Consider the following 21,428-nt stretch of genomic DNA (forward strand, 5'->3'; position numbering starts at 1 on the left):
GCGAAAATTATGAACAACAGAACCCATGCCCTTAACACCGCGCCGGCTCCGGCGGAGAAGGCCAGGAAAAAATCGGCCCATCGCGGTTTCAGCATCGCCAAGCTGCTGCTGGAAGGACGCGCATTCTTTGCTTTAGTACTGATAATCATCGTGTTTTCGTTTATGTCACCGAATTACTTCGATTCAGCCAACTTCCTGACGATGGCTTCGCACGTTGCCATCTTCGGGCTGCCCGCCATCGGTATGCTGCTGGTTATCCTCAATGGCGGCATTGACTTGTCGGTGGGGTCCACGCTGGGTTTAGCCGGAGTATTTGCCGGTTTTCTGATGCAAGGCGTCAACCTTCAAGCCTTCGGGGTTATCCTCTATTTCCCTGTCTGGGCGGTAGTCATCCTGACCATTGCATTGGGCGCGGTGGTTGGGCTGGTTAACGGCGTGCTGGTCGCAGTGTTTCGCGTTCCGGCTTTCGTGGCAACCTTAGGCTCTTTATATGTTGCACGCGGTATTGCCCTGTTGATGACTAACGGCCTGACTTACAACAAACTTTCAGGCGAACAGGCGCTAGGCAATACCGGTTTTGACTGGCTCGGCTTCAACCGCATCTTCAACATTCCTATCGGCGTTTTGACCCTGTGTGTTATCGCGCTGGCCTGCGGTTTTCTGCTTAGCCGCACCGCGTTTGGCCGCTGGCTGTACGCATCAGGCGGTAACGAACGCGCCGCTGATCTCTCCGGTGTGCCGGTTAAACGCGTCAAAATTATCGTCTACGTGCTCTCCGGCGTGTGTGCTGCAATTGCCGGGCTGGTGCTTTCTTCCCAGCTGACCTCCGCAGGCCCGACCGCAGGGACTACCTATGAACTCACCGCGATTGCCGCCGTAGTGATAGGAGGTGCAGCGCTGACCGGCGGTCGCGGCAACGTGCGCGGCACACTGCTCGGCGCGTTTGTTATCGGCTTCCTTTCCGACGGCCTGGTGATTATCGGCGTATCAGCCTACTGGCAAACCGTGTTCACCGGTGCGGTTATCGTACTGGCCGTATTGCTCAACACCCTGCAATACGGAAGACGTAGCAAGTAATAAGTCATTAATAAAAAGACAAAAATCTACCCTACAACACTGGAGTATCTCACATGTTCCATAACAGTAAGCGTTACCTTGCGATTGCCGCCGTCGCTGCCATGACCGTGTTCGCTACCCCTTCCTGGGCGGCGAAAGGACTGATGACCATTATTGTCAACGACCCATCCAACCCTTACTGGTACACCGAGGGGCAGGTTGCCAAAGCGCAGGCTGAAAAATTGGGCTATTCCGCGACGGTCAGCGCACACAAAGGCGATACCAATACCGAAAGCCAGCTGATTGATACTGCGATCACCAACAAATCGAAAGCGATCATTCTTGATCCAGCCAACGCCGACGGCTCGGTAGGATCGGTTAAAAAAGCTATCGCCGCCGGCATACCGGTGTTTGTGATTAATGCCGAACTAAACCAGAGCGGTCTGGCCAAGGCGCAGCTGGTTTCCAACAATGCGCAAGGTGCCGCATTGGGTGCTCAGGAATGGGTTAAAGCGGTCGGCGACAGCGGTAATTATGTCGAGCTGCTGGGTTCTCAGTCTGACAACAACGCCGCGACCCGCGCCAACGGTTATGACACCGTGCTGTCGCAGTATCCTGATTTGAAACAGGTTGCCAAAGAAGTGGCCAACTGGGACCGTACTCAAGGCTACAACAAAATGCAGTCAATGTTGCAGGCTCATCCTGATATTAAAGGGGTAATCAGCGGTAATGACGAAATGGCGCTGGGTGCAATCGCCGCTTTGAAAGAAGCCGGCAAGCTGAATCAGGTTAAAGTTGGCGCTTTCGATGGTTCGCCTGATGCCGTTGACGCGGTTAAAGCCGGAACTCTGGCATATACCGTAATGCAGCCAGTGGCCGTATTTGCCGCCAAAGCCATTGATGAGGCTGATACCTTCCTGAAAACCGGCAAAACCGGGGCGAAACAAGAGAAACAGCTTTTCGACTGCGTGTTGATTAATAAAGACAACGCGGCGAAATATACTTCGGCATTTAAACTGTCCGAATAATCACGGCTCAGGCGCTTAACATTCCAATCTGTCAGGTTTTTTTACTCCGCTGATTTGCCAAACCGGTAAATCAGCGCTGTAATAGGCTCGGTTTTTACAGGACACCCACGGCGGGTACATGGTCAGGGGTGACGTTAATACGTCTTTTGGATATCACTATGGCTCAGGCTCCTCAAAATAATGCTGTCGATGTTTTCATGGCGGAAGTACTGCCCAGCGACAGCCGCCAGGCCAGACAGCTCGCGCGCCGCCAACTGATCGTCGAAGCGGTGATGGCCGAAGGGGCGATTCGTATAGAAGATATCACCGATCGTTTTAGTATCAGCCTGATGACTGCCCACCGCGATATCGACGAACTGGTCGAGCGTGGACTGCTAAGAAAATCACGCGGCGTGGTATCGGCAACGGCCACTAGCCTGATCGAGTCCAGCGACGTTTACCGTTCTACCCGCCAGTTAGAAGAAAAATGCGCCTTGGCCGAGGTAGCGGCCGGTTATATCGAACCGGGTCAGGCGATTTTCGTTGACGACTCCACCACCGTATTGCAGATGGCGCGCTATCTGCCATCCAAAGCGCCATTGACGGTGATCACCAATTCTCTGACCGTGATGAGCGAACTGAAAGAGATGCGCGACATCACGCTGATGGGCCTCGGCGGACAGTTTTATAACTGGTGCAATGCGTTTATGGGCCAGATGACGCGCAAAGAGATCGGCAATCTGCAGGCGGATATGTTTTTTGTCAGCATGTCGGCGATTATCGACGATCGCGTTTATCACCAATCTGCGGAAATGGTCGAGACAAAGCGCGCGATGTTTGACTCTTCCGAGAAAAGAATCCTGCTGATCGACCACACCAAATTCGAACGCCGCGCGCTGCACAGTTTTGCCAACCTCGCAGAATTCGACGTAGTGATCGTCAATCAGGGCACGCCTTTGCCAATCATTCAGCGTATGAAAGATAAAGGCATTAATGTAGTGATTGCGCCGATGAAACCGGGGACGGGAATTGAAGCTATAGACCGCGAATAACTCTGTGCTTCAAGCTGCTGTTCACGTTGAGCAGAGTTGTGAATATCACGATGTGGTAAAAGGGGCGGCCTTGGCTTCAAAACCTTTATCGGTTTAACCGTTATCCTGGAATCCTGGATACAAGCTCATCCCGCCATCAACGAAAATCGTCGTGCCGTGGACATAATCTGAAAGGTCGCTGGCTAACCAAACCACGGCATTGGCGACATCTTCCGGGTCGCCGATACGACCATAGGGCACCAGCTTGAGTATTTTTTCAGTCCCGTCGCCTGCACGGCTGCTAGCATTTATAGGCGTTGCTATTGCACCCGGAGCTACCGAGTTGACGCGGATCTTTTCGCCACCAATCTCCTGAGCGATACTGCGCATCAACATATCCACCCCGCCCTTTGAAGCAGCGTAGTTAACGTGCCCACCCCAGGGAATAATCTGATGTACCGAGCTCATGTGGATGATTTTCCCAATCGCACGACTTACATCCCTTTTTGAACCCTGCTTGCGAAACTGGCGCAGTGCGGCGCGGGCACAAAGGAATTGGCCGGTGAGATTGACCTCTAATACCTTGTTCCATTGTTCAAGAGTCATCTCGCCAACCGGGGAATCCTTCTGCAATCCAGAGTTGGCCACTAAAATATCCAACGCCCCGAATTTTGCGAGCGTTTGTTCAAACAGCCGCTCGACATCATCCTCTTTCGAGACGTCTGCGCCTAATGCGATAGCCTGCCCGCCCTGCGAAATAATTTTTGCTGCCAGCGCCTCGGCAGGTTCTGCATGACTGTTATAGTTGATCACTACGCTGGCACCCTGTGCCGCTAATCCCTCGGCACAGGCAAAGCCAAGACCTGAACTGGCACCGGTAACGAGTGCAACCTGATTGCTCAAAGACAAATTCATGTTTAATCCTTTTTATAATTCCAGTCATTAAAGAGTAGTGCAGTTTTAAAACTTGCTCTCAAGGAATAACTGGAGGGATCTCTTTCTTACATTCCATAACAATTTTCTGATTAGCGATTAATATCGAACATTCGAATGAAGAAATATAATATTAGGATTACCAAATTATTTTACTTTTTGAATGAGGTTAAAATGCCTGAAGAATTTATAAATAATATAGACCGGTAAATCTGATTTAACTTACTGAAGATGCGAAAAAAACAATAACTCGATTGTGAAAAGCAGCCCGGTAAAGCGCCGATTACCCGCGTTATTAGAGATTTGCAAACGGCATTTAGGCATGGCAACCAGCAAGATTATTACTCACGCTGGCTGCCGTGGAAAATAGATGGCTAAATATGCGACAGCTTGATCAATACTATATAGCTTCGGCAATTGTGCTTTCATCTGGTTGAGGCAAAGGCATATTCATTTGTTCGGCCATGCTATCCATCAACTCGAAGCGACGGCGATATTCGGCTCTTTTTTTGCTCGGAATATTTTCCAATAACTTACGTTCAGCCATTACGGGCAGTTTCCAAAGCTGTTTATTTTCCTTGATACCACCCAACGATTCCCAGAACTCATCATAACTGGCGTGAAAATGACGCCCCTTGTTCAAACGATAACGCAGCGCCCGAAAAACATGCCCATCATTACTGACACCGCGAATCATCCTGATAGAAGTTCGCGCTGCCAATAGCCAGATAAACTCCATCAACAGTCTTTTTGGAAACAATCCGTGGCAGTTACGCGTAGCGTCCTTAATAACTTCATGAGACACCTGTTGCCTAGGTCCCTGAAGGCCGCCGATTACCAGGCACCAATCCGCTTTTACCTGTAAAACACAAAACGTCAAACTAGCCAATAACCTGTCATTATTATCACGCAGCCAAAGTGTTGTTTCACCCTCTCGATCGGCTTTGTGCGCACTAGAGGCCAAAAGAGTGAAGTTTGTTTCGCCTTTTCCTGCTAATTGCAGCAATGCAACTTCATGCGGGGAAATAAATGCCCTAGCCAATCGCAAGTCTGGCAGCGAGTCAATATAGCGGTAGTAATCGACTATTGCTGCAGCACGCTGACGAGCACTCAACCCTAACATCAAATAGTGACGATGGGGTTTACCAGGCAACGTAGTTTGCGCATTCAATAAATATTCAAAGTCTGCGCGTCGAGCAAGACTTTCCAACATTTTTTGAGTCGGACCAAAATAAATTGCGGTGCGAATCATAAATTTTAAACGATAATTCCTTTGCTTCCAGATTGAACCAGGCGTAAGTTTCCCAGTAATCAAGTCGGTAATAATATTAGGACGTGACGGTGCTAACTCTTTATTTTTCATAATACAAATACTATTCCCATTTCCGAGTGCTCTCCGAAAAACAGAAAGCTTAAAATTAATTACGTTATCAATTTTTTATTTATTAAATGAATTTCTCTATAGCTTTTCCTAAAGAAATTTATTTATTTCATGACACCGTATTCGATAAGCGATGATCTCTTTCGAAGCCGTTGATGTCGTCATTTTAACATTCGGCGACAGGAATCGAAGTGAAGAAGTCACTTGGTTTATTCAGTGTTTATCTTTCAGGTAAAGATGAGAATCTGTGAGATATAAATCGGCAATCTACGAGCCATTCTGTTGTATCAGCAAGTCGTAAATTATCGGTGGTTGTGTTTATCAACAGTTTCACGCAATGGTTGAGGCTAAACGCGCAAAGTTTGAATTTGAGAGCAATCACCCAGTAGATCGATATGCAGAGGAAAGTTGCATGAATACACCCAGAGAATGCTAAAGCGGCGGGAATTACAGATTTTCGTTTTCATGGCCTTCGCCACACTGGGGCAAGCTGGTTAGTACAAGCTGGTGTTCCGCTTTCAGCTTTGCAGGAGATGGGAGGTTGGGAATCTATCGAGATGGTTCGTCGGTATACTCACCTGTCACCACATCACCTGACGGAGCATGCGTGCAAAATTGATGACGTTATGGCAATTCAAGTCACTAATCTGGCACTCTTAGATTTTGAGGGGGAAGTAAAGAAGGCGTAACTTATTGAATCTTGATCCCTACAGGGTTAGATTTAAACTACCATGTCATTGTATTTAAACAATAAAAAAACTAACCAACTTACAGCATACCCCCAAATGTTTTTGTGTGACTCTTTGTTGAGGTGTTTTGAGTAAAAAATGAGCGCGTGTTTTTAAGAGCTTGTGAGTAAGTTGTTTTGGTATTTTTTGCAAAACCTCACTTTTCAAGTTTAACGTATAGTTAACTGCTTAAAATTACTCCGTGGTGGGATGATGGATACAACAGAACAGCTAAACGATACGTACTTCTTTGATAGACTTAGCAATCTTAGCGCTGAAGAGTTGCTCTTCTGGGTGATGATTGACGAAACGCTAAAGCAGTTGGGGGTCAAAGATCTAGTGGGTGCGGCATCAATCATTCTGGGAAACAACATCGTCGGTATCCCCGGGAAACCAAAAACAGCGACTCCAGGTACGTCTCCTGCTTCACTGTTTTTCCGCAAGCATTTGAGCTACAAATTTCGCACCAGAATTCTTCCAACTCTAACGAAGAAATCATTCTCTTTGAGAGGAATCAAAATATTTTGGGTTAACAATCTAGGCGCATTTGTTGGCAGAACAGTTCCTGTTTTGGGTTGGGTTATCTTGGCCGTAGATGTATCAATGATCGGTTATCATACCGTTAACAGGTATAACACCATTGCACGACCGGAGGACAGAATCTAATGGAGAGTTACAACGAAGATGAAGTAAGGGAGTTTATTTTAGGACATCTTCCAAAAGTGACAGGCTTATTCAAAAAAGTCATTATTTCAGATGATGAAATACTACAGGAAACCTTTGAAAGTGAAGACATCGCAGCATTAGTTGAGGATTTATCTGCTGAGCTTAATGTGGATTGCAAGCATTTTGACTTACTTAGGTATTACCCTTGGAAAACGAAATCAACTTTCAATAAAGAGCCGGATAACACTACCAAAAAACCTCTATCACTCAAAATGTTTATTGAATCAGCAAAAGTTCGCCGATGGCTTTATAACTAACGCTTTCTGAATTATAAAGCCCTGACCATTTTTTATTGACCACTATATTCAACCTCTCTCGGTGAATGCGTCTGGATAAGTTTTTGCGTAATAGCCCTGCATCTCGACTTCTTCCAGCGACAGGGCGTTTTTAAGATGCCATGAACATAACAGTACGGGCGCCACCAGGATCACTGCGATACCCGACAGAACTGCGAAGGGAATTACTCCGAGCCAGTGCATATACCAGCCTGCAATAATGACACCGAAGGGATTTGCGAGGCTCGAGAGGAATGCAGCCATTGCACTCATACGTGTCCGGAAGTTCCCAGGAGTAGCCGTGGCACGCAAGGTACTCAGGTTTACATTGATCAAAATAAATGCCAGACCACTAAAAAATGCGAGTCCTATGGAAAGGTAGATAGTCGGTGCCAGCACGGTACCGATGACACTACAGCCCAAGAGTAGAAACCCGGTAACAACATTCCAGAACCGTCCAAGGTAGCTCTGCAGCAGTTTGTTAAGGTAAAGACTGCCTGTGAGCAGGCCAAGAGCAAACGAAAATTAATAAGCCCCCAGGTAAGAAGCGCTCAGATGAAGTTCAGTACTGATCCAGTATGGAACCGTGACAGAAAAAAAGGGAAACATAGTGAAATTTATCAAGGCAGAAATCATAGCAATATGCAGTTCTGGCTTTACACGATACATAGCCGTAAATCCGCCACGCGTTTTACTGAACCAGCTTTCATGCTCACAGATTGCCGATGCGGTCAGAGATCCTTTGCCCAATAGACGAAGAAATGTCAGTGCTGACAAGCTTTGAAGGAGGGCTGCAGTAAACAGTGCAAACCCAATACTGACAAAAGATATCAGTGTTGCTGCGATTACAGGTCCCGTCAGCATGATTACCGAGTTTATGGCTGAGCGACGGGAAATTGCCTGGGATACAGCGCCTTCTCCAACCAGATCCGGAATTAGCCCCATAATCGTGGGTTCTCTGACTGCAATGACCGCACTCATACTGATGAGACCCACTGTTACAGCTGCCATATGAAACTTCCCACCAGCGCCGGCCAGGCAGAACAGCGACATTATCGCCAGAATGAATATCTGGCAGATGAATATGAATTTAATTCTGTTGAATTGATCACCAAGTGAGGCAAGAAACGGCTTGAGATATACCTCTGCAGCCACTGAAAAGGCAATCAGTGATGAAAATGCGACAGCAGAATTAGTTTCCTTCAGACACCACCATGCCAGAGCCAGGCGAAAGATATGCCCGGAAATCTGGCTGAGAGAGGTTCCGGTCTGCAGCAGAAAAAAAACGGGTCCAAGGCTGTGGAAGCGATCAGTCATCATATAAAACATCCATCTCCTGTAATCGTAGTTTTTCAACCTGTGAGCCTCATGACCCCGCCTTTCAGGCTAAAGGCCTCGCTGAAACCCTAGTCCTGGAGAAACAATGCAGCCCAGAGGCTGCGGCTACCGGATTTACAGTAGCAGACGATGGGGTAATCGCGAGGAAGCATATCAATATGATCCGGGAAGCTCCCGTAAGGGGATGTGCAGACCTCCGATAGAAACGAATTCCCGCCATTACCACTACTGCCAAGTAAAGCGTTATCTTTTGCACTGTTCCAACTTCCACCAGCAGGACCAGGCAAGCCCATCATCCCGGCTGGTGGCCGGTTACCGCCATTTCTTCGCTTGCTATCTTCAAGACAAGAGTTAAATCGTCTTTTGCACTCAATCGAACGGCCACGCTGCAAGCCTGTATGTTCATGTCTTACTCCCCTGCCTTCGAAGTTGCATAGAGTTGAGATAAGCCAAGGTCAATCAGCTGCCTAGCAATTACATTAATGTCCGGCGCAATGCCGAGCTGTGACTTATTCTGCTCGTCACACTGAATTTGATTGATTGCGTCTATTTGAGTTCTGGTGAGCAAAACAGGTTTGAGTTCAGACTGAGCCATATCATCTACTTCCCTGTGGTTTTATACAGCAGTGATTGTAATTACAAAAATCGCAACAACAAAGGATTTCATTGCACAAATGGGGATGATTGATTATGTGGTGAGGATCGAATTTATTAACTGTTGAGGCTATGTGGGGATGGTGAGGCAAGGCCTGTGTATTGATGATATGAGTCACAGACAAGCAGCCCAACTTGGTGGCTGGGCTCTTATGACTTTTATTTATTTAATATTTATTTCACAGGCACTTACGAATTGACCTACTGCTTTTCCTGAGCCAGCCATGCTTGCACTAACTGAGTTTTGCCCAATAATGTCATTTGAAATTCCAATAATTATTTTTGACTTTGCTTTAGATGATTCCTTAAGAATTTCAGTGACTAAGTCTATATCACTAATACTTGCCTGAATATATTGATCATTCCTTTGGCTAAAGGCAGATTTAGTTTTGATAATGTCTCCTGAATCTACTTTCACAAACATATCAACCGGTATGTTTGAAACCTTATCTGGGTCGCTTGATTTTTCAATATAGGAAAACACCAAATTATTTTTTGTGCAGTCAAATATCAACGCGCTTGAGTCACTATCTTCACCTATGGTTGCAATCATTGTGGCCTTCTTGCCGCCGGTAAAAATATCATCGTCAGTCTTTGTAACCCATTGAGCAAAAACAAAAGTTGGAAATATCATAGCAGATAGCGCGATAGCTACTTTTAATTTTACCATTCCCTTTACCCCCAATAGTTTAAGTATTCTGATGGTGTAAGCATACCTGTTTTAGTTCCACGCACTTTTTGAGAGTTCCGGTTTTTCAGCTATCAGCCGGTATTCTTCCGGCGTCAGGTTATTCAGGGATTCATGAGGCCGCTCGCTGTTGTATTCCGTCAGCCAGCGCTCTGTGATTTCCCGTGCTTCATTCAGCGTTCTGAACAGATAAAAATCCAGTATTTCGGTCCGGTACGTTCGGTTAAACCTTTCTATAAACGCGTTCTGTGTTGGCTTACCCGGCTTGATAAATTCCAGCATCACGCCATGCTCTTCGGCCCATTGCGCCAGAGCCAGTGATATCAGTTCCGGTCCGTTATCCATTCGCATCTTCAGCGGATATCCACGATTTGCCGCTATCCTGTCCAGCACCCGCACGACACGCTGTGCCGGGATATTCAGGTCAATTTCGATAGCCAGAGCTTCACGGTTAAAATCATCGACGACATTGAAAGTCCGAAAACGTCGGCCACATGTCAGCGCGTCGTGCATAAAATCGATGGACCAGCTTTGATTGAGCGCTTCCGGCGTTGCCAGCGGAGCCGGATTGCGCACCGGCAGGCGTTGTTTACCCTTGCGACGAAAATTCAGTTTTAACAGACAGTAAATCCGGTGTACCCGCTTGTGATTCCAGACGTGCCCCTGCCTGCGAAGCACCTGAAAAAGCTTCTTAAATCCGTAGCGAGGGTAGCGTTCAGCCGCCTCAGTCAGGCTCTGGATCACTGCTTCATCACGTCGTGTATCCGGTTGATAACGAAACACCGTCCTGCTCAGCGATAACGTCCTGCATGCCTGGCGTAAGCTCATCGAAAACTGCGCGGTCAGATAGTTGACGAGCTCACGCTTTACCGCTGGTTTTAAAGCTTTTTTTCGATGACGTCTTTCAGCGCCCGGCATTCCAGACTCAGATCGGCAAACATCTGCTTCAGACGACGATTCTCGTCTTCAAGATCTTTGATCTTTTTGATATCAGCGGCTTCCATCCCGCCATATTTCGCCTTCCAGTTGTAATAGCTGGCTTCTGAAATAGCGGCCTCGCGGCAGACATCTTTGACGGTTCGTCCGGCTTCGACAGACTTAAGAACGGCGATGATCTGGTGTTCGGTGAATCGAATCTTACGCATGGCGATCTCCTCAGGGGACATAATCAGTATGCCGGAAGATCTCTAAAAGTGAATGGTTCGGTTAAGAGGGATGCTTACAATATTAGCACCGGCTAGAAACATGGCAACCAGCTTACATGACTTATCGCCCCTCTGAATGCCCTCTCCAAAAGTACTGATGTTTTATCAGGATGGCTGATGCGGTAGAGCCAAGTTAGGATGATTCTTAACTAACTGATTTGTTATTAGATTGTACGCGGCGTAAATTTAACAGAAGGATTTGTATCTTATGATAAAGTAAATGATAAGACGGCATGGCGATTGGCCCTAAAGCGTGCGGGGATCAATAACTTTAGATTCCATGACTTAAGGCATAAGTGGGCAAGCTGGTTAATACAAGCTGGGGTTCCGCTTTCATTATTGCAGGAGATGGGAGGCAGGGAATCTATCGAGATTGTTCGCAGGTATGCACACCTGTCACCAAATCACCTGACCGAGCACGCACGCAAAATTGATGACGTTATGGCAATTAATGTCACTAATCTGGCACTATTGGATTTTGGTGGGGAAGTAAAGAAGACGTAACTCATTGAATTTTAATGGTACGCCCTACAGGGCTCGAACCTGTGACCTACGGCTTAGAAGGCCGTTGCTCTATCCAACTGAGCTAAGGGCGCATTAGACTGCTAAAAGGCAGTACAGCGGACTCGGATTATACGGGCCATCGAGGTCGAGTCAATGGCTTTCGCGCTTACTGGTTAATGCCTGAGCAGTTTTGCCAATTTTTATCATTAAAACACCGCCATGCCCTCTGAAATTAAATAAATTTCAATACTTAGGCTTTACTCAGCGGTGATAACTTTAACCTCACCGCCGTCAGCGATTATTGCTATGCCCCGTCAAACTCCAGCGGAATGCCGGCCTTAATAGCACGGTCATTTATAAACGGTGGACGGTTCCAATCAAATTACAGTGTGCTATTGAATGCGTTTGAAATCACTCTGGCTGAAGCATCGAATAATGCCTGTTCGCGACTTTCGAGAACAGGTTTAAGCACTTTTACAATGCCATTGCGGCCAATTATCGCCGGCTGACCAATGTAAACCTGCTGAGTCTCGTCCCACACGGCCACAGGGTAAACGCTTTGTGCATTAGACAAAACGGCGTCAACCAGTCGCGCGGTCGCCGTGGCGATACCAAAACTAGTCCAGCCTTTGCCCTGTAAAATCGCCCATCCGCCACCACGAACTGAAGATTCTAGCGCCGTCCAATCTGGTTGTTCTTCTCCGGCAAGTTCGCTGATCGGGCATCCGCCGATATTCACCGTGCTCCAGGCAACAAACTGTGATTCGCCGTGCTCGCCCATCACGTAGCCGTTAACGCTTTTTGGGTCGACGTTAAAGAATTCTCCAATAACACGCTTCATGCGTGCAGTGTCCAATGAAGTGCCGGTGCCGAACACCTGTGCCTTGGGCAGCCCGCTGGTATGCTGCACAATCTGAGTTATTACGTCGCACGGATTGGTGATATTAATAATCACGCCGCCAAAACCACTGGCAATTAGTTTAGGAATTGCTTCACGCACGGCGGAGCAGGTCTCGGCCAGCTCCTCAAGACGATCCTCTTTCAGCATGGTTTTGGGGCCAACGGCGATGACCACTACGTCAGCGTCAGCTAATACGCTGTAATCATTGGCGATCACTGTAGTTCGAGATGCAGTAAGGGATGCCATATCCTGCAGTTCCAGCGCCTGCGCAGCCGCTTTCTTTTCATCCTGATCAACTAATACCAGGACGTCGCACAGACCCTGGGTTACGAGTGAAAATGCCACGTCAGCGCCGACATGCCCCGTTCCGATGATACCCACCTTACTGGTCATGGCTGAGTTTCCTTTTAAATATGAGTTAAAAATAACAAAAAAGTGGTGACGTTTTATTCACTTATAAAACGCATAACTTGCGCGACTGTCACGGTTTTTTAGGGTTTAGTGTTAAAAATAGCGCCCATCTGGTTATTATCCGTTCATCTTATTGCGATTCTGCGCCTGACAGCGAGCGCAGGTTCTGACAAAATAGACGGATTCCCCCGCATTTATTAATTGATGGATTTTTCCCCAGATGGCAGCAAAGATTATTGACGGTAAAACGATTGCGCAGCAGGTCAGAAGCGAAGTCGCTGAAAAAGTTAAGCAACGCATCGCGCATGGCAAACGCGCTCCTGGATTGGCCGTTGTGCTGGTCGGTGAAAACCCGGCTTCACAAATTTATGTTGCCAGCAAACGCAAAGCCTGTGACGAGGTCGGCTTTCTTTCCCGTTCATACGATTTGCCTGCTACCACCACCGAGGGTGAACTGCTGGCACTTATCGATCAACTAAACAATGACGACGCAATCGATGGCATTCTGGTTCAGCTGCCTTTGCCTGCGGGTATCGATAATGTGAAGGTGTTGGAAAATATCCATCCCGATAAAGACGTCGATGGTTTCCACCCTTATAACGTGGGTCGCCTGTGCCAGCGTGCGCCGAAGCTGCGTCCTTGTACTCCTCGCGGCATTGTTACCCTGCTCGAACGTTATGATATCGACACTTTCGGCCTGAATGCCGTGGTCATTGGTGCGTCAAATATCGTGGGCCGCCCAATGAGCATGGAGCTTCTTCTGGCCGGTTGCACGACTACCGTAACTCACCGTTTCACCAAGAATCTGCGTCACCACGTCGAGAACGCTGATTTAGTGGTCGTTGCCGTGGGTAAACCAGGCTTTATTCCGGGTGAATGGATCAAACCGGGCGCTATCGTGATTGATGTCGGTATTAACCGTCTGGAAAGTGGTAAAGTAGTCGGCGATGTAGAATTTGAAGCCGCGTCTGAACGTGCTTCTTTCATTACGCCGGTTCCAGGTGGCGTTGGTCCTATGACTGTTGCTACACTTATTCAAAATACCTTGCAGGCTTGCGAGGAATATCACGACGTGAATACTCACTAAGACAGGATGGCATGGAAACTTTTTTTCTCGAATCTCACCCGCACGTAGAACTCTGCGACCTGCTCAAATTTATGGGCTGGTGTGAGAGCGGTGCAGCAGCTAAAGCGGTGATTGCCGAAGGTCAGGTTAAAGTCAACGGCAAGGTTGAAACCCGCAAACGTTGCAAAATTCTGGCTGACCAACAGGTCGAATTCGCCAGCAGCAAAATGGTGGTTAAAGCCTCCGCGTAATCAGGCCTGCCTGTAACGCAAAAAGAAAGCGACGGTTAAGCGATTAGCCGTCGCTTTTTTATTGGCAAAATATCAACTTAAAAGCTTATAGAGTTCAGAGCCGCAGGCCGCCATCACAAATAATAGTCTGTCCGGACGTATAAGTATTGTCGATCAGAAAACCCACAGCCTGCGCAATATCTTCGGCATTCCCTACCCTTCCTGCAGGAGTACTTTTGGCGTAATCACTGAAAACTGCCGCTTTATCCTCTGCTGAAAGAAAATCCCACCAGGGTGTATCAATAACTCCCGGCGAAACACCGTTGACTCGCAAAGGTTGAAGTTCCGAGGCTAGAACAGGAACCAGCGCGGCAACAGCGGCGTTGGCGGCCGCGATACCTGCCGTACCGGGCATTGCCGCATGAGCAGTTACTGCTGAAATAAAAGTGATACTGCCATCTTTACGGAGATAAGGAAGCGCGGCCTGAGCACAGGCAAAATGCGCGTAAAATTTTTCCTCGACCCCGGCCTTCACATCGCTCAGCGCAACTGAAGCAAACGCCCCCGCGCCCTTGGTGCTACCTAATGCCACAACAAGATGGTCAAAACTCTCTATACGACTAAACGCCTGCTGTAAATCCTGCTCACGCGTGGCGTCAATAATCAGCGTATTCATTTCTCCAGACAGCGTATGTACTGCTTTTTGCAGGCGATCGCTGTTACGCCCGGCTATTGTCACTCTATGGCCTCTGTCGAGAAGTAACTTTGCCGTTGCCAAGCCAATACCTGAAGATCCACCCATGATGACCGTGTGTTGCTGTGACATAAAATTACTCCTTTAAGGGAAAATAACTCTTCAATAGCGCCTATTTTTCAAACGCTGAATAAGAGTGTAATCACATCACACACGGCAAACAGTTCTGGTATTATCCTGGTATCAGTACTGCTACGGTGAGCCATTATGCTGGATCAAAACACGGTCGAAATAGAGTTGAGGCTGAGAGAGTTTGGACAATTCCTGCGGTCACGACGTGAAAAACTGGCCCCGAAAGACGTTGGCCTTCCGGCCGGTTTTCGACGCCGCACGCCAGGGCTACGTCGCGAGGAAGTTGCCTTACTCGCCGGTATTGGCGGCACTTGGTATACGTGGCTGGAACAGGGCCGCGATGTGCGCCCTTCCGTTGAAGTGCTTGATGCAATTGCTGTGGCTCTGAAACTTAACCCAGCGGAAAAACGACACCTATTCACTCTCGCCGCTATACCCGTTCAGGAGCAAAGGTCTGAAGGTGCCGAACAAGTTCCTGATTCTATTACCAGAATGCTCAATGGCATGGAAAATCAGCCGGCCTACGTTTTAGGCCGACGCTGGGACATTCTTGCCTGGAATAGCGCAGCAGCAGAGGTGTTTGGCGATTTTAGTCAGCTCGAAGGTGACCAGCGCAATCTCATTTATATGATGTTCGCCTCCCAGTCTCATCAAAAGCTTTTTGTCGACTGGGATCAGCTGGCACCCGTATCGCTGGCAATGTTTAGGGCCGATTGCGCTTTTTATGCAGGAAATAAGGACTTTGAACGACTGATTGGGCTGCTGAAAGCAGAGAGCGAGGTGTTTACATCCTGGTGGACGCAGCATGACGTTACCCATCAGCCGTCGACTATCAAACGAATTCAACATCCCGAGTTAGGGCTGTTGGTTTTCGAATACATGAGCCTAAGCGTAGATGGATGCCCCGGGATGCGGCTCATTGTCTGCACACCCCGGGAAAAATCTACAGGTTTATAAATCTGTAGATTTAATTCCCGGCAAGTAGCAGGGCAGCCAGGCCGGATAATGTTAAATCCCGCTAGCTTAGCAAACTAAGTCACCGAGGCTTATCGCGTAGCAGCCAGACTGTGGTTTGAAAGAAACGATTTATTTATTTGCGGCGCCAGGTGGTGCCTGAAGCGCCATCTTCCAAAACAATACCCATTTCATTCAAACGATCGCGCGCCTGATCCGCCAACGCCCAGTCTTTGCTGGCACGAGCGTCTTTACGCTGTTTAATCAGCGTTTCAATTTCGGCAACTTCGTCGTTATCGTCAGCCTGCGCACCAGATTGCAGGAACTGCTCTGGATCTTGAGTCAGTAAACCCAACACGCCAGCCAAACGACGCAACTCAGCGGCTAAACCACTGGCGGCTTGCAGGTTTTCACTTTTCAGACGGTTGATATCGCGAGCCATATCGAACAGCACAGAATAGGCTTCTGGCGTATTGAAATCGTCGTCCATTGCCGAACGGAAACGAGCCTCAAACTCTTCACCGCCCGCAGGTTTCGCGTTGGCATCGGTGCCGCGCAGCGCGGTATAAAGGCGTTCCATTGAAGTTCGCGCCAGCTTGAGGTTTTCTTCGCTGTAGTTCAGCTGGCTGCGATAATGGCCTGACATCAGGAAATAACGCACGCTTTCAGCGTCGTAATATTTCAGCACATCACGCACGGTGAAGAAATTATCCAAAGATTTAGACATCTTTTCGCGGTCGATCATCACCATACCCGAGTGCATCCAGGTGTTGACGTACGGGCCGTCATGGGCGCAGGTCGATTGTGCAATTTCATTTTCATGGTGCGGGAACATCAGATCTGAGCCGCCGCCGTGGATATCGAAATGCGAACCCAACTGTTTGCAGTTCATTGCAGAACATTCGATGTGCCAGCCCGGACGCCCATTACCCCAAGGTGAATTCCAGCTTGGCTCGCCTTCTTTCGACATTTTCCACAAGACGAAATCCATCGGATTACGCTTAACGTCAGCCACTTCAACACGAGCACCGGCTTGCAACTGGTCGAGATCCTGACGGGATAGCAAACCATAATTAGGATCGCTTGCAACCGAGAACATCACATCACCATTCACGGCAACGTAGGCGTGATCGCGGTCGATCAGCTGTTGAACGATCTCGACAATCTCAGGAATATGATGCGTAGCGCGCGGCTCGAGATCTGGCGGCAGAATGCCAAGAGAGTCGAAATCGGCGTGCATTTCGGCAATCATCCGATCGGTTAAATCATTAAAACCTTCGACATTTTCTGCTGCACGTTTAATGATTTTGTCGTCAATATCGGTAATATTACGCACATATTTCAGCGAATAGCCAAGAAAACGTAAATAGCGCGCTACAACGTCAAAAGAAACAAATGTACGCCCGTGTCCAATGTGACAGAGGTCGTAAACAGTAATCCCACACACGTACATACCGATTTTTCCAGCATGAATTGGTTTAAATTCCTCTTTTTGGCGACTCAGGGTATTAAAAATCTTCAGCATCGAGCTATTCCAATTGTGTTGTGGGTAAATTACTAAAACGGCAGAAATACACCGATAATAGCGGTCATAATATAACGAAAAAGAATCTATCGAAACGGCATAAGCCGATTCGACGTAATATTGCCCGCATGATTACCGTTATAATATAACATTTTGACGATATTTAGGACTATCAGTTGCTCTGAAAGTGATGCTTCCAATGCAGAAGCTGACGGCTACTTTTGAGTTATGGTATAAGAAAAGGCTATAGTACTGCCTCTTAATGAGTAAACACTAACAATAGCAGGATGATTATTATGGTCACTTTTCACACCAATCACGGCGACATCGTTATCAACACTTTTGCTGACAAAGCGCCAGTAACCGTTGAAAACTTCCTGAACTACTGCCGTAAAGGGTTCTACGACAACACTATTTTCCACCGTGTGATTAACGGTTTCATGGTGCAGGGCGGCGGTTTTGAGCCTGGCATGAACCAGAAAAACACTGATGCTCCTATCAAAAACGAAGCGAACAATGGTCTGAAAAATACCAAAGGCACGCTGGCAATGGCTCGTACCAACGATCCACATTCTGCAACTGCTCAGTTCTTCATCAACGTAACTGACAATGATTTCCTGAACTTCAGCCGTGAGAACGCTCAGGGTTGGGGCTACTGCGTATTCGCAGAAGTAACCGGCGGTCTGGACGTAGTAGAAAAAATTAAAGCAGTAAAAACTGGCCGCAGCGGCATGCACCAGGACGTACCAGTAGAAGACGTGATCATTAAAAGCGTTACCGTTAGCGAATAACGCGCTCAGGAATGACAACGTTTTTTATCGCAGATATCCATCTTTGCGAACAGGAACCGGCAATTACTGCCGGTTTTCTGCGTTTTTTACGCGAAGATGCACCTAAAGCCGATGCTGTTTATATTCTTGGCGATCTGTTTGAAGCCTGGATTGGCGATGACGATCCACAACCGCTGCATGCAAAAATATCCAGCGCACTCAATGCATTGCATCAACAGGGAGTTCCCTGCTTTTTTATCCACGGCAATCGTGATTTTTTACTGGGCCGCCGTTTTGCTCGCGAAAGCCTGATGACTTTGCTGCCTGAAAGCAAAGTGCTCGAACTTTACGGACGCAAAGTGCTGATTTTACACGGCGATACGTTATGCACTGACGATGTGGGCTATCAAAAGTTTCGAAAAAAAGTCCATAATCCGCTGATTCAGAAAATCTTTTTGCTGCTACCGCTCAAGTGGCGTCTGGCGATTGCCGCCAAAATGCGTGCCGGAAGTAAGGCATCCAATAGTCATAAAGACTTGACCATCATGGATGTAAATCAAAAAGCCGTTGTGCAGGAAATGCAAAACCACGGCGTTGAATGGCTAATACACGGCCACACCCATCGACCGGCAATCCATGAAGTTCCGCTGGGCGAAACCCTCGGTTTTCGCGCGGTGCTTGGGGCATGGCACGAAGAAGGTTCAATGGTAAAAGTTACCTCAGATGGCGTCGAACTGATTACTTTCCCGCTTTAAACCGGAACTCCGCTGTGAAAACGGAACTGCTCGTCCGGCGTCAGGATCAGTTCCGCCTCTACCCTTCCTAACTCTTCAACGCGATCGCTGATGTCTTCACCGGCGTACTGCGACGCCAGTGAAAGATAATCCTCAAAATGACGCGCTTCGGAACGCAGCAGTGAAATGTAGAAACGTGACAGCGTTTTGTCGAGATACGGCGCTATCTTTGCAAAGCGTTCACACGACCGAGCTTCAATGTAAGCGCCAATAATTAGTCTATCGACCAGCAAATTCAGCTCGTTACCGTGACGTGAATGCTTGAGCATCCCGTTGGCATAGCGCGAAGGCGTAAGCACCTCGTAAGTGATATTTCTCTTCTGCATGATCTCCACCACCTGCTCAAAATGATGCAACTCCTCGCGAGCCAATCTTGCCGCGCAAAACAGCAATTCGGTGCGATCGAGATAGCGCGTCATCAGGCTCATGGCCGATGCAGCGGCTTTCTTCTCACAGTTGGCATGGTCGATCAGCATAATATCCTGATTAACCAAGGCTACGTCGACCCAGCGTCCTGGGGTCTCACAGTGCAGAAAGTCATTGATAGGGGCCAGCAAATCCTGATTCATGGCGTAGTTTCCGAGTAAAGTCTGTGAAATTCGTTATCCTTTGATTATACAAAGTCATCGCAGGATTCTCACCTGATTACAGCGACGCAACCGTTTTCCTAGCGGTTTTGCCGTGCTATTATTTGCGCCCTCTCTGTCAGGTAAACTTATTTGTTCGAACCGCCACCTGACAACGCTTGCATAATCACAGGAGCTTTACAGGCATGACATCCAACGTTACCCCGGCAAAAATCGCTATCGTCATGGGGTCTAAAAGTGACTGGGCTACCATGCAGTTCGCTGCAGACGTCCTCACAACGCTGAATATCCCTTTTCATGTCGAAGTTGTCTCCGCTCACCGCACGCCGGACAAACTGTTCAGCTTTGCAGAGCAGGCGTCTGAAAATGGCCTGGATGTAATTATCGCCGGTGCCGGTGGCGCTGCGCACCTGCCGGGTATGATTGCGGCAAAAACGCTGGTTCCTGTGCTGGGCGTTCCAGTACAAAGCGCGGCTCTTAGCGGCGTGGACAGTCTTTATTCTATCGTTCAGATGCCACGCGGGATCCCGGTCGGTACGCTGGCGATTGGTAAAGCGGGTGCCGCCAACGCCGCCCTGCTGGCTGCTCAAATCCTTGCGCTGCACGACACACGCATCGCTCAGGCTCTGGCAACCTGGCGCAAAGAGCAAACTGATGAAGTGCTTAATAACCCTGATCCGCGGGAGGAAGCATGAAGCCGGTCTGCGTACTCGGAAATGGCCAGCTTGGCCGCATGCTGCGTCAGGCCGGTGAGCCACTGGGTATCGCCGTATATCCAATAGGCATCGATGCCGAACCTGAAGCTGTGCCGTTTCAAAATAGTGTAATCACTGCTGAAATCGAACGCTGGCCGGAAACCGCGTTAACCCGCGAGCTAGCGCTTCATACTGGCTTTGTTAACCGCGATATTTTCCCGCGTCTGGCCGATCGCTTAACGCAAAAGCAGCTGCTTGACCAATTGGGTCTGGCGACTGCGCCATGGCAACTGCTGGCTGATTCCTCTGAATGGGCAGATATTTACTCTGAACTGGGCGAACTGGCGATCGTCAAACGTCGCGTAGGCGGCTATGACGGACGCGGTCAATGGCGTTTCCGTCAGGGTGAAGAGGCGACTTTGCCTGAAGATTGCTACGGCGAATGCATCGTCGAGCAGGGCATCAATTTCTCTGGCGAAGTTTCGCTGGTCGGTGCTCGTGGTCATGACGGCAAGACAGTATTTTATCCGTTGACTCATAACCTGCATCAGGAAGGGATCCTGCGTACCAGCGTAGCATTACCGACCCCTGACTCGGCCCAGCAAAAGCAGGCGGAATCCATGCTGTCGGCAATCATGAACGAGCTTGGTTACGTTGGCGTGATGGCGATGGAATGCTTTATCGTTCCAGAAGGTCTGCTGATAAACGAACTGGCCCCGCGTGTTCATAACAGCGGACACTGGACGCAGAACGGCGCATCCATCAGCCAGTTTGAACTGCACCTGCGCGCTATTCTCAATCTACCGCTACCAAAGCCGGTAGTCAGCACGCCTTCGGTGATGGTCAACCTGATTGGCACCGATGTGAATCTCGAGTGGTTGAACCAGCCGCTGGTTAATCTGCATTGGTATGAAAAAGAAGTACGTCCGGGTCGTAAAGTCGGACACCTCAATCTCAACGATGCTAACCCACTGCTGTTGAAGGATAATCTTCAGGCGCTGGTGCCATTGCTACCAGCCGAATATGCCAGCGGAATTGCCTGGGCACTCGAAAAGTTATAATCGTTAGCTGCACGAGATATCTGGGTTAACACAAATTTAATCCCCAATAGATTTCGAGCTGCAGGAAGGCGGCAACTAAGCA

General features: G+C 48.4%; 23 protein-coding genes, 1 tRNA gene and 2 pseudogenes. 14 read left to right on the forward strand and 12 right to left on the reverse strand.

Annotated elements, in window-relative coordinates:
* The first annotated feature begins 9 nt into the window (after positions 1-9).
* The 3 genes from AB3G37_RS19110 to AB3G37_RS19120 all read left to right on the forward strand — a co-directional run bounded on the left by AB3G37_RS19110 (position 10) and on the right by AB3G37_RS19120 (position 3,115).
* Positions 10-1,077: an ABC transporter permease gene (locus tag AB3G37_RS19110; RefSeq protein ID WP_009636932.1), complete on the forward strand. Its 1,068-nt coding sequence runs from the start codon at positions 10-12 to the stop codon at positions 1,075-1,077.
* 53 nt (positions 1,078-1,130) lie between these two features.
* Positions 1,131-2,084, forward strand: a complete 954-nt coding sequence (locus tag AB3G37_RS19115) for a D-ribose ABC transporter substrate-binding protein (protein WP_009636933.1) — start codon at positions 1,131-1,133, stop codon at positions 2,082-2,084.
* Positions 2,085-2,242: 158 nt separating this feature from the next.
* Positions 2,243-3,115: a DeoR/GlpR family DNA-binding transcription regulator gene (locus AB3G37_RS19120; protein WP_369788800.1), complete on the forward strand. Its 873-nt coding sequence runs from the start codon at positions 2,243-2,245 to the stop codon at positions 3,113-3,115.
* A gap of 93 nt (positions 3,116-3,208) precedes the next feature.
* Here AB3G37_RS19120 and AB3G37_RS19125 read toward each other — a convergent pair whose 3' ends face one another.
* Together AB3G37_RS19125 and AB3G37_RS19130 are read right to left on the reverse strand one after the other, a co-directional pair.
* On the reverse strand, positions 3,209-4,009 hold the full coding sequence (locus AB3G37_RS19125) for an SDR family oxidoreductase (protein ID WP_369788801.1): 801 nt from the start codon (positions 4,007-4,009) through the stop codon (positions 3,209-3,211).
* A 418-nt stretch (positions 4,010-4,427) separates the two neighbouring features.
* The gene (locus AB3G37_RS19130) at positions 4,428-5,390 is read right to left on the reverse strand and encodes a VirK/YbjX family protein (RefSeq protein WP_369788802.1); all 963 of its coding nucleotides are present in this window, start codon (positions 5,388-5,390) and stop codon (positions 4,428-4,430) included.
* 452 nt (positions 5,391-5,842) lie between these two features.
* Between AB3G37_RS19130 and AB3G37_RS19135 the strand changes: the two are divergent.
* From AB3G37_RS19135 to AB3G37_RS19145, 3 genes and pseudogenes are all read left to right on the forward strand, one after another.
* Positions 5,843-6,097: pseudogene (locus AB3G37_RS19135) on the forward strand (tyrosine-type recombinase/integrase); the annotation flags it as partial.
* Positions 6,098-6,349: 252 nt separating this feature from the next.
* Positions 6,350-6,802 (forward strand): STM2901 family protein, encoded by a 453-nt coding sequence (locus tag AB3G37_RS19140; RefSeq protein WP_369790998.1) that lies wholly within the window; start codon positions 6,350-6,352, stop codon positions 6,800-6,802.
* A complete protein-coding gene (locus AB3G37_RS19145; RefSeq protein WP_369788803.1) occupies positions 6,802-7,119 on the forward strand; it encodes a DUF1493 family protein in 318 nt (105 codons plus the stop codon). Before AB3G37_RS19140 ends, AB3G37_RS19145 begins: the two co-directional genes overlap by 1 nt.
* A 48-nt stretch (positions 7,120-7,167) precedes the next feature.
* Here the strand turns inward: AB3G37_RS19145 and AB3G37_RS19150 are convergent, their stop codons facing one another.
* The 5 genes from AB3G37_RS19150 to AB3G37_RS19170 all read right to left on the reverse strand — a co-directional run bounded on the left by AB3G37_RS19150 (position 7,168) and on the right by AB3G37_RS19170 (position 10,962).
* Entirely contained in the window at positions 7,168-7,401 is a 234-nt protein-coding gene (locus AB3G37_RS19150) for a hypothetical protein (protein ID WP_369788804.1), read from the reverse strand.
* A gap of 261 nt (positions 7,402-7,662) precedes the next feature.
* A complete protein-coding gene (locus tag AB3G37_RS19155) occupies positions 7,663-8,457 on the reverse strand; it encodes an MFS transporter (RefSeq protein WP_369788805.1) in 795 nt (264 codons plus the stop codon).
* 427 nt (positions 8,458-8,884) lie between these two features.
* Entirely contained in the window at positions 8,885-9,070 is a 186-nt protein-coding gene (locus tag AB3G37_RS19160) for a hypothetical protein (RefSeq protein WP_369788806.1), read from the reverse strand.
* A 222-nt stretch (positions 9,071-9,292) separates the two neighbouring features.
* Positions 9,293-9,799 carry a hypothetical protein gene (locus tag AB3G37_RS19165; protein WP_369788807.1) on the reverse strand — a complete coding sequence of 169 codons (507 nt, stop codon included), beginning with the start codon at positions 9,797-9,799 and terminating at the stop codon, positions 9,293-9,295.
* 51 nt (positions 9,800-9,850) lie between these two features.
* A protein-coding gene (locus AB3G37_RS19170) for an IS3 family transposase (protein ID WP_369788505.1) occupies positions 9,851-10,962 on the reverse strand; the annotation gives its coding sequence in 2 pieces (ribosomal slippage) (positions 9,851-10,701 and positions 10,701-10,962; 1,113 coding nt in all).
* Between the two features lie 273 nt (positions 10,963-11,235).
* On the opposite strand from AB3G37_RS19170, the pseudogene AB3G37_RS19175 reads away from it, so the two are divergent.
* Positions 11,236-11,526, forward strand: a pseudogene (locus AB3G37_RS19175) (tyrosine-type recombinase/integrase); the annotation flags it as partial.
* Positions 11,527-11,541: 15 nt separating this feature from the next.
* Here the strand turns inward: AB3G37_RS19175 and AB3G37_RS19180 are convergent.
* Both AB3G37_RS19180 and AB3G37_RS19185 read right to left on the reverse strand, forming a co-directional pair.
* Positions 11,542-11,618: transfer RNA gene (locus tag AB3G37_RS19180), tRNA-Arg, on the reverse strand.
* A gap of 290 nt (positions 11,619-11,908) precedes the next feature.
* Entirely contained in the window at positions 11,909-12,820 is a 912-nt protein-coding gene (locus AB3G37_RS19185) for an L-lactate dehydrogenase (protein ID WP_369788808.1), read from the reverse strand.
* A 238-nt stretch (positions 12,821-13,058) separates the two neighbouring features.
* Here AB3G37_RS19185 and folD point away from each other — a divergent pair, with 238 nt between their 5' ends.
* Complete coding sequence (folD, locus tag AB3G37_RS19190) at positions 13,059-13,925, forward strand: bifunctional methylenetetrahydrofolate dehydrogenase/methenyltetrahydrofolate cyclohydrolase FolD (RefSeq protein ID WP_009638471.1); 867 nt, start codon at positions 13,059-13,061, stop codon at positions 13,923-13,925.
* An 11-nt stretch (positions 13,926-13,936) separates the two neighbouring features.
* Positions 13,937-14,155, forward strand: a complete 219-nt coding sequence (gene ybcJ / locus AB3G37_RS19195; protein ID WP_009638470.1) for a ribosome-associated protein YbcJ — start codon at positions 13,937-13,939, stop codon at positions 14,153-14,155.
* Between the two features lie 94 nt (positions 14,156-14,249).
* Here the strand turns inward: ybcJ and AB3G37_RS19200 are convergent, their stop codons facing one another.
* Positions 14,250-14,960: an SDR family oxidoreductase gene (locus AB3G37_RS19200; protein ID WP_369788809.1), complete on the reverse strand. Its 711-nt coding sequence runs from the start codon at positions 14,958-14,960 to the stop codon at positions 14,250-14,252.
* Positions 14,961-15,095: 135 nt separating this feature from the next.
* Here AB3G37_RS19200 and AB3G37_RS19205 point away from each other — a divergent pair, with 135 nt between their 5' ends.
* The gene (locus AB3G37_RS19205; RefSeq protein ID WP_369788810.1) at positions 15,096-15,917 is read left to right on the forward strand and encodes a helix-turn-helix transcriptional regulator; all 822 of its coding nucleotides are present in this window, start codon (positions 15,096-15,098) and stop codon (positions 15,915-15,917) included.
* Between the two features lie 133 nt (positions 15,918-16,050).
* Here the strand turns inward: AB3G37_RS19205 and cysS are convergent, their stop codons facing one another.
* On the reverse strand, positions 16,051-17,439 hold the full coding sequence (gene cysS, locus AB3G37_RS19210) for a cysteine--tRNA ligase (RefSeq protein WP_369788811.1): 1,389 nt from the start codon (positions 17,437-17,439) through the stop codon (positions 16,051-16,053).
* Between the two features lie 296 nt (positions 17,440-17,735).
* On the opposite strand from cysS, the gene ppiB reads away from it, so the two are divergent.
* Both ppiB and lpxH read left to right on the forward strand, forming a co-directional pair.
* Complete coding sequence (ppiB, locus tag AB3G37_RS19215; RefSeq protein ID WP_009638466.1) at positions 17,736-18,230, forward strand: peptidylprolyl isomerase B; 495 nt, start codon at positions 17,736-17,738, stop codon at positions 18,228-18,230.
* 11 nt (positions 18,231-18,241) lie between these two features.
* Positions 18,242-18,964 carry a UDP-2,3-diacylglucosamine diphosphatase gene (gene lpxH, locus AB3G37_RS19220; RefSeq protein ID WP_369788812.1) on the forward strand — a complete coding sequence of 241 codons (723 nt, stop codon included), beginning with the start codon at positions 18,242-18,244 and terminating at the stop codon, positions 18,962-18,964.
* Here the strand turns inward: lpxH and AB3G37_RS19225 are convergent.
* A complete protein-coding gene (locus tag AB3G37_RS19225; RefSeq protein ID WP_009638464.1) occupies positions 18,961-19,572 on the reverse strand; it encodes a tRNA-(ms[2]io[6]A)-hydroxylase in 612 nt (203 codons plus the stop codon). The two genes, lpxH and AB3G37_RS19225, sit on opposite strands and share 4 nt — an antisense overlap.
* A 203-nt stretch (positions 19,573-19,775) precedes the next feature.
* Here AB3G37_RS19225 and purE point away from each other — a divergent pair, with 203 nt between their 5' ends.
* Together purE and purK are read left to right on the forward strand one after the other, a co-directional pair.
* A complete protein-coding gene (gene purE / locus AB3G37_RS19230) occupies positions 19,776-20,285 on the forward strand; it encodes a 5-(carboxyamino)imidazole ribonucleotide mutase (RefSeq protein WP_009638463.1) in 510 nt (169 codons plus the stop codon).
* Entirely contained in the window at positions 20,282-21,346 is a 1,065-nt protein-coding gene (gene purK / locus AB3G37_RS19235; RefSeq protein ID WP_369788813.1) for a 5-(carboxyamino)imidazole ribonucleotide synthase, read from the forward strand. The genes purE and purK overlap by 4 nt, the downstream gene beginning before the upstream one ends.
* Positions 21,347-21,428: the final 82 nt, after the last annotated feature.

It is taken from the genome of Rouxiella sp. WC2420, assembly GCF_041200025.1.
GTDB lineage: Bacteria > Pseudomonadota > Gammaproteobacteria > Enterobacterales > Enterobacteriaceae > Rouxiella.